This window comes from Streptomyces sp. NBC_01716, assembly GCF_036248275.1.
Lineage (GTDB): Bacteria > Actinomycetota > Actinomycetes > Streptomycetales > Streptomycetaceae > Streptomyces.
Window position 1 is genome coordinate 2,722,150 of sequence record NZ_CP109181.1, and the last position, 13,543, is coordinate 2,735,692.

The window sequence follows — 13,543 nt, forward strand, 5'->3', positions numbered from 1 at the left end:
GAGCGCATGGTGAGCGAGTCCTGGTCCTCGTGGGCGGTGGGTGAGGCGGTGGGTGAGGCGCTGGAGCGGATCGACCGGATCGATCCGCGGCTGTGCGCGTTCATCGAGGTGTGGCACGCGGACGCGCTGGAGCGGGCGCGCCCGGTGGACACCCAACTGCCGCTGGCGGGGCTGCCGTTCGCGGTGAAGGGCCCGACGGGCATCCGCTCGTACGCGGCGCGGCGGCTCATCGCGGCGGGGGCGGTGCCGGTCGGCTCGACGGCGGTGCCGGGGCCGGGGACGTACTGGCAGACGTGGGGCCTGGGCGCCCACGGCCGTACGGTCAATCCCTACCGCGCCGACCGTACGCCCGGTGGTTCGTCGGCGGGCTCGGCCGCGGCGGTCGCGGCCGGACTGGTGCCGCTGGCGACGGGCAGCGACGGGGCGGGGTCGGTGCGGATCCCGGCGGCGTGGTGCGGGGTGTTCGGTCTGAAGACGACGAACGGACTGCTGCCGACGCCGGACCGGACGGGGCTGGCGTCGGCGGGGGTGCTGACGCGGCGGGTGGCGGACGCGCGGACGTATCTGCGGTACGTGCTGGACGGGCACGAGGCCGCGGCGGGAGCCGGGGTGCCGCCGCCGGCACCGGTGCCGGCCACGTACTCGCCGGATCTCGGTTTCGCCCGGACCGATCCGGCGGTGGAGGCGGTGGTGCGGGCGGCGGTGGACCGGTTGGCGGCGGCCGGCGCCGTACGCCTCGACGAGGCCCCCGGCTCGTCGCTGTCGCTGCTCGACCCGCGCGAGGCATGGTCGGCGGTACGCGGCGGTGATCCGTCCGGCGGGGCGGGAGCGGGCGCCCGGCAGGAGAACGACCGGCGGCTCGACGCGTACTTCGCGCGTACGCCGCTGCTGCTCACCCCGGTGACTCCGAACCGCCCGCACGGCCACGAGGGGCCGGGCGCGGACGTCTACTCGACGGCGCTGACCTGGGCGTTCAACCTGAGCGGCCATCCGGCGGCGAGTCTGCCCGCCGGTTTCACACCGGACGGCTGCCCCGTGGGACTCCAACTGGTGGCCGCGCGCGGGGCGGACGTCCCACTCCTCGAAATCGCGGGTGCGGCCGAGGCTGTCCTGCCTGTCGTGCGCCCATGACGACACCGGACGGCGCGTCAACAAGTGGTGCGGAAGGCATTGACGAGAGCTGCTGACAGGAAGTCTTATAACAGAGTCGAGAACCGTACCCCCGGTAACACGAGGTGCTCCCAGCCATGACAGCAGCGCACGACATCCAGCTCCTCCACGACGCGCTCGGTCCGCTGCGGGACCGCGAGCAGGTCGCCCGGCGCCTGCTCGAAGCCTCGGCCAAGCACTCCTTCGACCCGGAGAAGGACCTCGACTGGGACGCCCCGGCGGAGGACGGCAAGTGGTTCTGGCCGCCGGAGCTCGTCTCGCTCTACGACACCCCGCTGTGGCGGCGGATGTCCGAGGAGCGGCGGATGGATCTGGCCCGCCACGAGGCGGCGTCGCTCGCCTCGCTCGGCATCTGGTTCGAGATCATCCTGATGCAGTTGTTGGTCAGGCACATCTACGACAAGTCGGTGACCAGCAGTCATGTCCGCTACGCGCTCACCGAGATAGCGGACGAGTGCCGCCACTCGATGATGTTCGCGAAGATGATCCAGAAGGGCGGCGCCCCGGCGTACCCCGTCCCCCGCGTCTACCACAACGTCGCGCGCCTGCTGAAGACCGTCTCCACGACCCCGGGCTCGTTCGCCGCGACGCTCCTGGGCGAGGAGATCCTGGACTGGATGCAGCGCCTGACGTTCCCGGACGAGCGCGTCCAGCCGCTCGTACGCGGCGTGACACGCATCCATGTGGTGGAGGAGGCCCGCCATGTCCGCTACGCACGCGAGGAGTTGCGCCGCCAGATGGTCACATCCCCGCACTGGGAGAGGGAACTGACGCGTCTCACGGCCGGCCAGGCGGCGCGCGTCTTCTCCGTCTGCTTCGTGAACCCCCAGGTCTACGAGAACGTGGGCCTGGACCGCCGCGAGGCCGTCACCCAGGTCCGCGCGAGCGGACATCGCCGGGAGGTGATGCAGTCGGGCGCGAAACGCCTCACGGACTTCCTGGACGACATCGGGGTGATGCGGGGAACGGGGCGTCGGCTCTGGAAGGCGTCGGGGCTGCTGGCGTGAGGGGCGCGCGAGGCCACCGGGACCGGCGCTGACACGCGCCGGTCCCGGTGGCCCGCGTGGACGTCAGTGCTTCGCCCGGCGGCGCAGCGCCAGCGTGCCGCCCGCGGCGGCCAGCGTGACCAGTCCCGCCCCTGCCGCGACCTTCGTCGCGTCCATGCCCGAGACGCTCCCGCCCAGGCCGCCCCTGGCACCCCTGGTCGGGGTCGGGGACGGGGTCGAGGACCTCGCGACGGTGAAGGTGAAGGTGGAGGGGCTGCCGTTCGGGCAGGAGATGTTGACCGTGTGGGTGCCGGCGCGGGCGTCACGGCGGATCGTGGCCGTGCCCCGGTAGATGCCCGTCGTCGAGCTCGCGGTGAGCGTGACCGAGCCCGTGAAGGCCCCGGAGGAGGCCGTCACGGTGCTGGCGTCGCAGCCGCCGTTGAGGGAGAGGGTGACCGGGGAGCCGGGCCGCGCCGGGCTCGGGCTCACCGTGAGGGTCGGCTGGGGGTCGGCATGGACGGCCGTCGCACCCACGCCGAGGGCCAGCGAGGACAGGGCGGCGGTGGCGAGAACGCGAACAACGCGCATGGTGAGGATCTCCGCTTCCTTGGCGCGGCGCGGGCGTCGGCCACCCGCTGGGAAAACCGGGCCGTGGCCTTCATCAAAGGCAGAGGCGCCGTCAAGCGGCGCGCCGAGGCGTGGCGCCGGGTTCCGTCGAACGGATCAGCCGGGACCGCTAAGCCGCTGGTCGCGGAGGTGGGACGGGGACGGACGGCGGGGCGGGTGCCGTACGCCGCGGGGGTGACCGGCGTCGGCGCGGGGCGGGCGCTGCGCGACACTGGCGGCGTGAGAAGCGAAGAGACCGTCTTTGTCGGCGGGCCGCTGGACGGTCGCGTACTGCCCGTGCTGACCGGCCCGACCGGGCAGCCGCCCAAGTGGTACGAGGTCCCCGTGCCGGACGCCGCCGGCGGGCCGCCCACCGTGTTCGCGTACCGGCGCGCGCCCGCCGGGTACACCAAGCGGCTCGGGCTGCAACGGGGCTGGAAGTACGAGTACGTCCCCGAGGGCCGCGAGCGGCGCGCGCTCAAGTGGCCCTGGTCGAAGCCGGGGAACGGCTGACGGGACGGTTTCGGGCACCACCCGATCGCCAAGTCCGTGGCCTTACACGGCCACATATGGTGCGGCAGGCGGGATTTGTCGGGCACCATCTAGGTTCTGTCGCGGGGCGGGACGCCCCGTTGGACCGATCGGACAGGAACCTAGGATCGACCAGGCCGGAGACGACCTCCCGGCCGAGCCACCAGGGGGCATACGCGTGATGGAACCGCTGCGGCACGACGACCCGCGTCTCGTCGGCCCTTACACCGTGCTGGCGCGGTACCGGGAGTCGGCGAGTGCCGTGCGGTATCTGGCGTACGGGCCGAACGGCGGCACCGTCGTCGTCACGGTCGCCCGCCCCGCCCTCGCCGCGCTGCCCGCCTTCCAGCGGCGCTTCCAGGCCGAGGCGCGGACCGCCGAGCGGCTGGCGGGCGGCTGGGTGCAGCCACTGCTCGGCTCCCGTACGGACCCGTCCGGGGAAGCCACACTCTGGACCGCGTCGGACTACGTCCCCGCGCTCACCCTCGGCGAGGCCGTCGCCGTCGCCGGTCCGCTGCCCGAGCGGGCCGTGCGGATACTGGGCGCCGGGCTCGCCGAGACGCTGTCGCGGGTGCACGCGAGCGGAGCCGTCCTCCAGGGCCTCGCCCCCGACACCGTGACGCTGGCCGCCGACGGGCCGCGTCTCACCGCCTTCGGGGCGCTCGGCGCGGCGGCGTCCGCCGAGGCCATGGAGGGCGGACGGCTGTCGGTGCGGCTCGGGTATCTCACTCCGGAGCAGCTGGAGGGCGAGGTACCGGGGCCGCCGTCGGACATCTTCGTACTGGGGCTGCTGCTGGCGTACGCGGCCACCGGTACGACGCCCCTCACGAAGGGGCCGGCCGAATCGGCGATCGAACGCATCGCGTACGGGACGGCCGAACTCGACGGTGTGCCGCAGGAGTTGCGGTCGCTCGTCGCGCGCTGCCTGGCGAAGGAGCCGGGCGAGCGGCCGACCGCCGGGGCCGTCGCCGCCGAACTGGCGCTGGAGGGCGCGGCAGCGGCGGCGAGCGCCGGACCGGACGGGTGGCTGCCCGCCGCCCTGTCGGCCTCGATCGCCGAACAGGCCGCCCGGGTCGACGCCCTGCACGCCCCGCTGGAGGGCCCGAAGGACGGGGCTGCGAACGCTCCTGCGGACTCGGTCTCCGGTGCGCCGGCCGACGCCGCACCCGGCGCCGCGCCCGAGCCCGACACCCGCACCACCCGCATCGGCCGGCCCCGGACCGCGTCCGGTGGCGAGAGCGGTGTCGTCGACCGGCCCACCGCCGCCCTGTCGCTGCCCCGCGCCCGGCCGGAGCCGACCGCCCTCCCGCTGCCGCCGGCCGCCGCTCCGGTGCCGCAGCAGTCGCAGTCCCTCCCGCCCGCGCCGGGACCGCAGGGACCGCCCGCCCTGCCGCCGGGGCCGCCCCCGGGTCCGGCGCCCGCCCTCACCGCACCCACCGGCGCCGGCTCGGGCTCCGGCCGCTTCGCCGCGCTCGGACGGCCTCTCAGACGGCCCCTCGGGCGCTCTCTCGGCGGGCCGCCCGCTCAGCCGCTCGGCCGGCGCGCGCTCCTCACCGCCATCGCCGCCGGCGCCGCCGGGCTGGTGATCGGCGGCGGGGGCGTCCTCGCACTCGCCGACGACGAGCCGTCCGACGACAGCGACAACAAGCCCGCCGACGACACCCCCAAGGGCCTGACCGGGCTGCCGCCCGAAGCCCTCTGGGCGTACGAACACAAGGGGGCAGCCGACGAAGTCCTGAACGCCGCCGTCATCGGCGACCGCACCCTCGTCCTGACCACGGGCTCCGGCGCCACCGGCGTAGACGTACGCACCGGGAAGCGGCTCTGGCAGAAGCCCGAGGCCGCCTCCCTCCACCAGGCGCTGCCCGTCTCGGCCGGGCTCGGCTTCGTCGCCGGGGCGGCCGGTCTGCTCTGGATCAGGGCCGCGTCGGGCGCCGTCGAGCACCGCGTCGACTACGCCGACGGCGTCAAGGGCGCCCCCGGTCTGAAGGTCGCGGGCGTCGCCGGGACCGCTGACGGCCAGGTCTGGTTCACCGGGTCGTACCGGACCGGTACAGGGAAGGCGGCCGTGGTCCGCACCCATCTCTTCGCCTTCGATCTGACGACCCGTAAGGAGTTGTGGCGCACCGTGATCGCCAACGGCCGCGCGCCGTTGACCCCGGTGTACCAGCTGATCGCCGTACGCGAGGCGGACATCGTGGTGCGCCAGGACGCCAAGTCGCTGCTGCCCGTCCAGGTCAAGGCGGCCAAGGGCCGGTCGGTCTACCACTGCTTCAACCGCGTGAGCGGCAAGCGGACCTGGTCGAAGTCGTTCGGCGCCGTGCCGCCGGTGGGCGGTTCGGTCGGCGACGCGAAGGGCCGGCTGTACGCCGCTGCGGCCGATCAGCTGTACGCGTACGACACCGCCGACGCCAAGCAGGTGTGGCGCAGGTCGGGCGCGCCCGAGGTGCCGGGGCAGAAGCCCTTCGCCTTCGGCACCGGCACTCTCGCCGGCTCCACGCTCTACATCGCCAACCGCTACCAGGAGGTCTACGCGCTCGACCCCGAGTCCGGCGTACAGCGCTGGAAGGGCACGACCGAGGGTCCGGCCTGGACGGGTGTCCCCCGGATCTCGCTCAGCGAGAGCGGCCGGACGGTGCTGTCGGCCGACGGGCTCCAGGTGACGGCGTTCGGGGCGAAGGACGGCAAGCGGCTCTGGAAGTTCCAGAACGCCGGCGGCCCCGCCCCCTCCCCCGGCGCGGACGGCACGGCCGTGGCCACACCCCCGTACCAGCCGCTGATGGCCGGGAAGACCGCCGTGATCCGGCGCGGGGGCACGTTCTACGCGCTGCCGGTCGACTGACAAGCCACCACGCCGGGGGGCCGTCGTATCGGCCCTCCGGGGGTGACGGCGTGCCGCCATGTCGCCCAATTGTGCGGTAAGCACACGGGATCGGGGCAAGTGACGCCGCATCATCACCTTGGGGCCGGACAGGCCGTCCCGCAAACGGAGGTGATGGTGTGTCAGGCAGACTTCCGCGAGCCGTCTGTACGGCGGCACTCGCCGCCGTCGTCGCGGCCCCGTACGCCGCACCGGCCGGCGCCGAACCCGTTCCGGGCGCCGAGGCGTCCCCAAGTGCCCCGTCCGTCACGGGTGCCGGGCCCGTCACGGCTCCACGCGGCGACGGCGCCCCGCGCAGCGTCTCCCAACTGCTCACCGAGCTGCGGAAGCTGTACCGGCAGGCCGAGGAGGCCACCGAGGCGTACAACGCCACCGAGGTGAAGCTCACCGCCCAGCAGGCCAAGGCGAAGAGCGTCGGCACGGGCCTCACCGACGCCCGCGAGGCACTGGTCCGCAGCCGGGTCCAGGCCGGGCGGCTCGCCCGTCAGCAGTATCAGGGCACCTCCGAACTCTCCTCCTACATCCAGCTGTTGCTCTCCGGCGACCCCCAACACGCCCTCGACCAGCAGCATCTGATGGACCGTGCGCAGGGCGACCGGCTGTCGACGATCGCGCGGCTGACCAACGGCGAGAGGCGTGCCGACACCCTCGCCGCCCAGTCCCGGAAGGCTCTGGCGGAGCAGAAGGCACTCGCCGCGAAGCAGAAGAGGCAGCGCGACACGGTCCGGGCGAAGCTGGCGGACGTGGAGAAGATGCTCGCCTCGCTCACCGCCGGGCAGATCGCGGCGATCGCTGAGCGCGAGGACGCCGACACGGACAAGGCGCAGGAGAAACTGATCACTTCCGGCGCGCTCGGCGACGCCGCGCCCGCGCCGCAGACCGCGTCAGGGGCGGTGGCGGGGACGGCCACGACGGGGGGCCTGAGCAGAAGCCTCCGAGCGCCGTCGGCCGGCGGCGACGAGGCGCTGACGTACGCCGTCGGCCAGATCGGCAAGCCGTATCTGTGGGGCGCGGAGGGTCCGGAGTCGTACGACTGCTCGGGGCTCACCTCGCGGGCCTGGGCGCGCGCCGGGGTGAGTGTGCCCCGTACGAGCCAGGAGCAGTGGGCCGGGCTGCCCAGGGTGAAGCTGAGCGAGCTGCGCCCCGGCGATCTGGTGGTGTACTTCCCGAAGGCCACCCATGTGGCGATCTACCTCGGCGCCGGGAAGGTCGTCCATGCCCCGCGCCCCGGGGGCCGGGTGAAGGTCTCCCCCATCGCGTCGAACCCGTTGCTCGGCGCTGTACGGCCGGACCCGGGGGCCGCACCGCTCGACGCGGCGTCGTACGAGCCTCCGGAGCTGCCGCCGGGGGCCACCGCGGGCGACGACACGGGCAACAACTCGGCCACCGCACCGGCGGGTTGACCTCCGGAGGCGGCGTCAGCCGGCCGTGCTCCCGCCCGCCTCGGTGAGATAGGCCTTGGTCTTCCGCGCGTCGTAGAAGAAGTTCTCGAAGTCCGACGGGTCGTCGAAGCCGTTCGCGAACCGGTCGGCGACCGGCTGGAGCCGGCCCGCCGCCTCGAACATGTCCAGCACATGCGCCGGCGGCGGGGCGAGCATCGTGTTCGTCCACTTGGTGGTGTGCCGCGCGCTCTCCCAGTGGCGCTCGAACGTCGCCCGCATCCACGCCTCGTCGAACTCCCGGTCGCCGTGCGCCAGTATCGAGTCCAGATACGAGGCGGCGCACTTGGAGGCCGAGTTGGAGCCCTGCCCGGTGACGGGGTCGTTGGCCACGACGACATCGGCGACACCGAGGACCACGCCGCCGCCGGGCAGCCGCCCGACGGGGTTGCGGACCATGGGCGTGTAACGGCCCGACAGGGTGGCGTTCGCGTCGGTCAGCTCGACCTTCGTGGCCCGCGAGTACTCCCAGGGCGTGTACCGCTCCATCAGCTCCAGCGTCAGCGAGAGATGGTCGGCCGGGTCCCTGACGCCCTGGAAGACGTCGACGGGGCCGCCGGGTATGCCCTCCCAGAAGAGAATGTCCGCGCGGCCGGTGACGGTCAGCGTCGGCATCACGAACAGCTCGCCGACGCCGGGGACCAAGTTGCAGCGGACGGCGTCCAGTTCGGGATGCTCTGGGCGCGGGCCCAGCCCGTGGACGTACGCGACGGAGAGCATGCGCCGAGGTGTGTCGTACGGGGAGCGGGCGGCGTCCCTGCCGAACATCGCGACCAGTTCGCCCTTGCCCGCCGAGACGAGGACGAGGTCGTACGTACGGGAGAAGTAGTCGAGGTCGGACACCGCCGCACCGTGGATGACGAGTTGGCCGCCACGCTGGGCGAACGTCTCCATCCAGCCGGCCATCTTGACCCGCTGGTCCACGGACTGGGCGATCCCGTCGAGCCTGCCCAGCCAGTCGGTCGCGCGGGAGGAGTCGGGCGCGGCGACGGAGACGCCGAGCCCCTCGACACAAGGGGCCTGGGACTCCCAGAAGTTGAGCCGGAGATCTCGCTCGTGCTGGAGCGCGGTGTGGAACATGCACTGGGTGGACATCACCCGGCCGCACCTGATCTCGTCCGCCGTACGGTTGGACATCAGGGTGATCTCGTACCCGTGCGACTGGAGTCCCAGGGCGAGCTGGAGGCCGGACTGTCCGGCCCCGACGACGAGTATCTTCCGCATGGCGGGTTCTCCGTATGTTGCTGCCCGCTCAGCTGCCGGCGGGCTGTTCGGGGGCCGCTTCGACGGCGTGGCCGACCAGGGCCAGCAGCGTGTCGACGACGGTGATCCGGTTGCGCGCGTCCATGGTCAGCACGGGGACGCGCGCCGGCACGGACAGGGCCTCCCGTACGTCCTTCACCTCGTAGGACTCCGTGCCCTCGAAGTGGTTGACGGCGACGACGTACGGCAGGCCGTTGTTCTCGAAGTAGTCGAGCGCGGGGAAGCAGTCGGAGAGCCGGCGGGTGTCGGCCAGGACGACGGCGCCGATCGCGCCGCGCACCAGGTCGTCCCAGAGGAACCAGAAGCGCTGCTGGCCCGGGGTGCCGAAGACGTACAGCACGAGGTCGTCGTCGAGCGTGACGCGGCCGAAGTCCATCACGACGGTGGTGGTCGTCTTCTCCGGGGTGGCGGTGAGGTCGTCGATGTCCTGAGCGGCGCTCGTCATCACCGCTTCGGTGCGCAGCGGCCGTACCTCGGAGACGGCTCCGACGAAGGTCGTCTTGCCGACGCCGAAGCCGCCCGCGACCACGATCTTGGTGGCTATGGGCGCCCTGCTGCGGTCCAACTGCCAGGCGCGCAGGCCCTCTTCGGAGGCGTCGTCGGCCGTGCCCGGCGCCCGCGACACGTCAGAGACGGCGGAGTCCACCCAGCACCCTCTCCAACAGCGCCCGGTCCGGGTGGTCGCTGCCCTGGCCCGTCCCGTACACCCGGATCCTGCCCTGGTCGGCCAGGTCGCTGAGCAGCACCCTGACGACTCCCAGCGGCATCTTCAGCAGCGCCGAGATCTCGGCGACGGTCCGCATCCGGGCGCACAGTTCCACGATGGCGCGGGACTCCGGCATGAAGCGCGGCGCACGGGCGCCGCTCGCCGGCTCCTTGCGCTCGTGGGGCTCCTGGTGCTCCTCCGACGCCTCCAGCGCGGCGACGAACGTCTCGACCAGCAGCACATGGCCGAAGCGCGTCCGGCCGCCGGTCAGCGAGTACGGCCGTACGCGCGCGGCGCGGCGGTCGGGGACACGCACCGGCAGGCCGCGGGCGCGCGGCCCGCCGCCGGGGAATCCGCGGCCCGTTCCGGCCGCGGACACCGATGTCATCGGGCACTCTCCAGGGACTTGCGCAGCTCACTGCGGAGTTCGGGGGTGAGTACGTGTCCGGCGCGGCCGACGAACACGGCCATGTGGTACGCCACGTCGTGCATGTCGCAGTCGGCGCCCGCGTGCAGGCCGAGAAGTGAACCGTCGCTGATCGACATGACGAAGACGCTGCCCTGCGCCATGGCGACCATGGTGTGCTTCACGCCCCCGGTGTCCATCAGTTCGGCCGCGCCGAGGGTGAGACTGCTGATGCCGGAGATGACGGTGGCCAGGTCGGAGCTGGAGCCGCGCGGGCTCTCGCTCGCGCTCCCGTCCGCCGCGTCCGCCACCTCGTGCTGTGCCGGGTCCGACGACAGCAGCAGCAGTCCGTCGGAGGAGACGACCGCGACGGAGCGTGCGCCCCGCACCTCCCGCACGAGATTCGTCAACAGCCAGTGGAGATTGCGGGCTTCGCTACTGAGTCCGAATGTGCCGGTCGCCGTCAACTGCGTGCCTCCTCTACAGTTTCCCCCGTCTCGTCCGTCCGTCCTCCGGTCGTCGCCTCCGCCGCTTCGTCCCGCTGCCGCGGTACTGAACTGGTCTGCGCTGGGCCCGTCTGAACCGGGCCGGTCTGCTTCTGCACTTCGGTCTGCTCCAAGAGCTCGGCATCGGCGTCGCGCCTGCCGTCCTTGGCCCCTCGGTGAAAGCCACCGAGCCTGCGGCGCAACGCGTCCGCGTCGACGCTACCCGTCCGGTCGGCCGATGTGGCGCCCGGCTTGACGACTTTGGGGGTGCGCTTCGGCAGCCCCGTGTCGGTGACGACGTCGGTGGGCGACTCCTCGTCGTCGGTCCCGACCGTGTCGTCCGTCCCGACCGTGCCGTCCGCTTCCCCCGCCTCGGTGGCCTCGGCCGGCTCGGTCAACTCGTCCTGCTCGTCGTCCGTTTCGTCCGCGACGCGCTCGTGCGCCTCGGGTCCGATGGCGTACGGGTCGTCGGCGGACGCCTCCGAACGGCCGGGCAGGGCATTGGAGTTGGCCTCCGCGACCGCCCCGGGCAGCAGCACCTGCGGCGCCTCGCCCGCCGCCGTCGAGCGGTGCTGCCCCGCGACCGGCAGGGCCGTCGGCAGCAGGGCCCCCGGCAGTACGACGACGGCCGCGAGCCCGCCCTGCTGGTGCTCGCGCAGCGTGATGCCGACACCGTGACGCGTGGCGAGCAGCGCGGCCATGTGCAGGCCGAGACCCTCGCCGTCGCCGTCGGTGCCTGGCGCCCCCGCCTTCCCGGACTTCTTGGACTTCCCCTTCTTGGCCGGCTGCGGCCGGTACGCCTCCGGGTCCGCGAGCCGCTCGTTGAGTTCGGCGATCCGCTCCGCCGGCATACCGATGCCCTTGTCCTGCACTTCGAGCGTCACGTCGCCGTTCTCCAGCCGCCAGCCGGAGAGCTCGACCTGCGCGCCGGGCGGCGAGAACGACGTGGCGTTCTCCAGGAGTTCGGCGACGAGATGGCTGACGTCGTCCGCGGCGAACCCGGCCAGCTGGGCGCCCGGCGGCAGCGACAGGATGGTAACCCGCTCGTACTTCTCGATCTCGCTGACGGCCGCCCGCAGGACGTCGACGAGCGGTACGGGGCCCGCGTAACTCGCGCCCTGCTCATGCCCGGCGAGCACCAGCAGGTTCTCGCTGTGCCGGCGCATGACCGTGGCCAGATGGTCGAGCTGGAAGAGAACGCCGAGCCGGTCCGGGTCCTGCTCGCGCTCCTCCAGGGTCTCGATGACGCCGAGTTGGCGTTCCACGAGGCCGAGCGTGCGCAGCGAGAGATTGACGAACGTGTGGTCGACGGTGTGCCGCAGCGCTTCCAGCTGTGCGGTGATCTCCCCGGTCCGCTCCTGGAGTTCGGTGCGCTGGTCGGCCATGGCCTGCCGGGCGCCGATCAGTCCGGTGCGCTCGCCGTTGAGCTTCTCGGCGCGCGCGGAGACGTCGAGCAGCTTGGCGTGCAGGCTGTTGACCGACCGTACGACCTGGCCGAACTCGTCGTTGCGGCCGGTGAACCGGACCGGTTCCCCGGTCGTGGGTTCGGAGGCCAGCCGGGCCGCGCCGATACGCACGACGGCGAGCGGCCGGGTGAGCGTACGCGCGACGGCGGTGGACGCCCCGACGGCGACGATCAGCAGGCCGCCGAGGAGCGCGATGCCCGCCTCCAGCGTGGTGACCCCGTCGTCGCGCAGCGCCTCCAGCCGCTTGAGCTGGGCGGAGCCGATGCCGGACTCGACGCCCCGCATCTGCTCGATACGGCTGGACAGCGACGACTCGACCTTTTCCCTGTTGGCGTCGCGGTCGCCGTCGGAGAGTTCGGGACTGTCCGCGAGGTTGGACAGGTACTTCTCCGCCGTGGTGACGTCGGGCCCGGTGACGGTCGTGGCCAGGGAGTCGCGCGCGTCGGCGCCCGCCGACCGGTCGAAGTCGGCGAGGGAGACGAGTTCATGGACGCGGGCCCGCTGGGCGGCGGCGCTGAGCGCGTCGCGCGTGCGCTCGCTCTCGGCTCCCTCGTCGCTGTCGTCGGACTGGACGGGCAGGCCGGTGACGGGGTCGTACCGCGGCGCCTCGCTCTTGGGCTCCGGGACGGCGAGCGCGGCCAGCAGCAGGCCACGGGTGGCCGACGCCTGTTCCACGGCGCGGCCGAGGGCGGCGGGGGCGCGGGTGCCGTCGGCGGCCCCGGGGGGTGTCTTCTCGGCGACCTCGTCGCCGAGGGCGTGCAGCTTGGTGATGACGTCCGTGTAGGCCTGGTACGCCTCCAGGGCGGTGCCCTTGCCGGTGAGGGCCGTGCGGCGGATGGACGGGACGGTGGAGAGGTCCCTGCGCAGGCCGACGGAGGCGACGGGGTCGATCTCGTCGATCTGCCGGTCGACGCGTGTCGCGGGGGCGGCGCCGGGCGCGCTGTCGGTCTCGTCGCCGTCCTCGCCCTTGCCGCCGTCGCTCCCGGCGTCCGCCTCCTGGCGGCCCCCGGCGATATGGACGACGACCTCGTCCCGCTCGTCGGCCAGCGAGTGGGCCAGGACGGCCGTCTGCCGGTTCAGCTCGGCGAGGGTGACCAGGCTCTGGGCGTCGTTCAGTTCGGAGGACGCGCCCAGGACGGCGGGCATGCCCGCGGCCACGACGGTGACGCCGACGACGGCGACCGCGGCGACGAGCCGGGTGCGTACGCGTACGGGCCGTCCAGCGGGAGTCCCCGGCACGTCCGCTCCGGCGGAATCGGGCGTCCCCGCCTTACGGGGCGCCGCCGGCTTACGGGGCTCCGTCGAGCCCTGGGACCCGCCGCGCGTGCCGCTCTTGCCCCGAGGCCGCTTCTTCTGCACCGGTGCTCGCATTCTCGACTCGTCCGCCCATGAAGCGGAGATGACGTCCGGTCAGACCCGGATAAGCCCTCCACCCCTGGCACGGCTTCCGACCATTCCAGCGTTTCTCGGAGGGGGCGCGTATCGGCCGCTCCGCCACCTGAACGAGTGAACATCAAGGAGGAGTTGGCGAACAACTCGCGCGGGCGCGCGTCACGGGGGCGCACGGTGGGGCGGTTGGAACTTACGCGTGAGCTTTGGCAGGA

The 13,543-nt window shown here is 73.1% G+C and carries 11 protein-coding genes; 5 read left to right on the forward strand and 6 right to left on the reverse strand.

The window, feature by feature from the left end; genetic code table 11:
* The first annotated feature begins 6 nt into the window (after positions 1-6).
* Both OIE74_RS11590 and OIE74_RS11595 read left to right on the forward strand, forming a co-directional pair.
* A complete protein-coding gene (locus OIE74_RS11590) occupies positions 7-1,131 on the forward strand; it encodes an amidase (protein WP_329381602.1) in 1,125 nt (374 codons plus the stop codon).
* Positions 1,132-1,247: 116 nt separating this feature from the next.
* Complete coding sequence (locus OIE74_RS11595; protein WP_329381605.1) at positions 1,248-2,177, forward strand: AurF N-oxygenase family protein; 930 nt, start codon at positions 1,248-1,250, stop codon at positions 2,175-2,177.
* Positions 2,178-2,240: 63 nt separating this feature from the next.
* On the opposite strand, the gene OIE74_RS11600 is transcribed toward OIE74_RS11595, so the two are convergent.
* Positions 2,241-2,744 carry a hypothetical protein gene (locus OIE74_RS11600; RefSeq protein ID WP_329381607.1) on the reverse strand — a complete coding sequence of 168 codons (504 nt, stop codon included), beginning with the start codon at positions 2,742-2,744 and terminating at the stop codon, positions 2,241-2,243.
* 258 nt (positions 2,745-3,002) lie between these two features.
* Between OIE74_RS11600 and OIE74_RS11605 the strand changes: the two genes are divergently transcribed.
* The 3 genes from OIE74_RS11605 to OIE74_RS11615 all read left to right on the forward strand — a co-directional run bounded on the left by OIE74_RS11605 (position 3,003) and on the right by OIE74_RS11615 (position 7,577).
* Positions 3,003-3,275: a hypothetical protein gene (locus OIE74_RS11605; protein ID WP_329392252.1), complete on the forward strand. Its 273-nt coding sequence runs from the start codon at positions 3,003-3,005 to the stop codon at positions 3,273-3,275.
* A 199-nt stretch (positions 3,276-3,474) separates the two neighbouring features.
* The gene (locus OIE74_RS11610) at positions 3,475-6,135 is read left to right on the forward strand and encodes an outer membrane protein assembly factor BamB family protein (protein ID WP_329392253.1); all 2,661 of its coding nucleotides are present in this window, start codon (positions 3,475-3,477) and stop codon (positions 6,133-6,135) included.
* A 158-nt stretch (positions 6,136-6,293) separates the two neighbouring features.
* On the forward strand, positions 6,294-7,577 hold the full coding sequence (locus OIE74_RS11615) for a C40 family peptidase (protein WP_329381610.1): 1,284 nt from the start codon (positions 6,294-6,296) through the stop codon (positions 7,575-7,577).
* Between the two features lie 15 nt (positions 7,578-7,592).
* Here the strand turns inward: OIE74_RS11615 and OIE74_RS11620 are convergent, their stop codons facing one another.
* The 5 genes from OIE74_RS11620 to OIE74_RS11640 are packed head-to-tail and all read right to left on the reverse strand — an operon-like array spanning position 7,593 to position 13,298.
* Positions 7,593-8,837 carry a styrene monooxygenase/indole monooxygenase family protein gene (locus OIE74_RS11620; RefSeq protein WP_329381613.1) on the reverse strand — a complete coding sequence of 415 codons (1,245 nt, stop codon included), beginning with the start codon at positions 8,835-8,837 and terminating at the stop codon, positions 7,593-7,595.
* A gap of 28 nt (positions 8,838-8,865) precedes the next feature.
* Positions 8,866-9,522 carry a GTP-binding protein gene (locus OIE74_RS11625; RefSeq protein WP_329381616.1) on the reverse strand — a complete coding sequence of 219 codons (657 nt, stop codon included), beginning with the start codon at positions 9,520-9,522 and terminating at the stop codon, positions 8,866-8,868.
* The gene (locus OIE74_RS11630) at positions 9,503-9,970 is read right to left on the reverse strand and encodes a DUF742 domain-containing protein (RefSeq protein ID WP_329381619.1); all 468 of its coding nucleotides are present in this window, start codon (positions 9,968-9,970) and stop codon (positions 9,503-9,505) included. Before OIE74_RS11630 ends, OIE74_RS11625 begins: the two co-directional genes overlap by 20 nt.
* Positions 9,967-10,455, reverse strand: a complete 489-nt coding sequence (locus OIE74_RS11635; protein WP_329381622.1) for a roadblock/LC7 domain-containing protein — start codon at positions 10,453-10,455, stop codon at positions 9,967-9,969. Before OIE74_RS11635 ends, OIE74_RS11630 begins: the two co-directional genes overlap by 4 nt.
* A complete protein-coding gene (locus OIE74_RS11640) occupies positions 10,452-13,298 on the reverse strand; it encodes a sensor histidine kinase (protein ID WP_329392254.1) in 2,847 nt (948 codons plus the stop codon). The genes OIE74_RS11635 and OIE74_RS11640 overlap by 4 nt, the downstream gene beginning before the upstream one ends.
* Positions 13,299-13,543 lie beyond the last annotated feature (245 nt).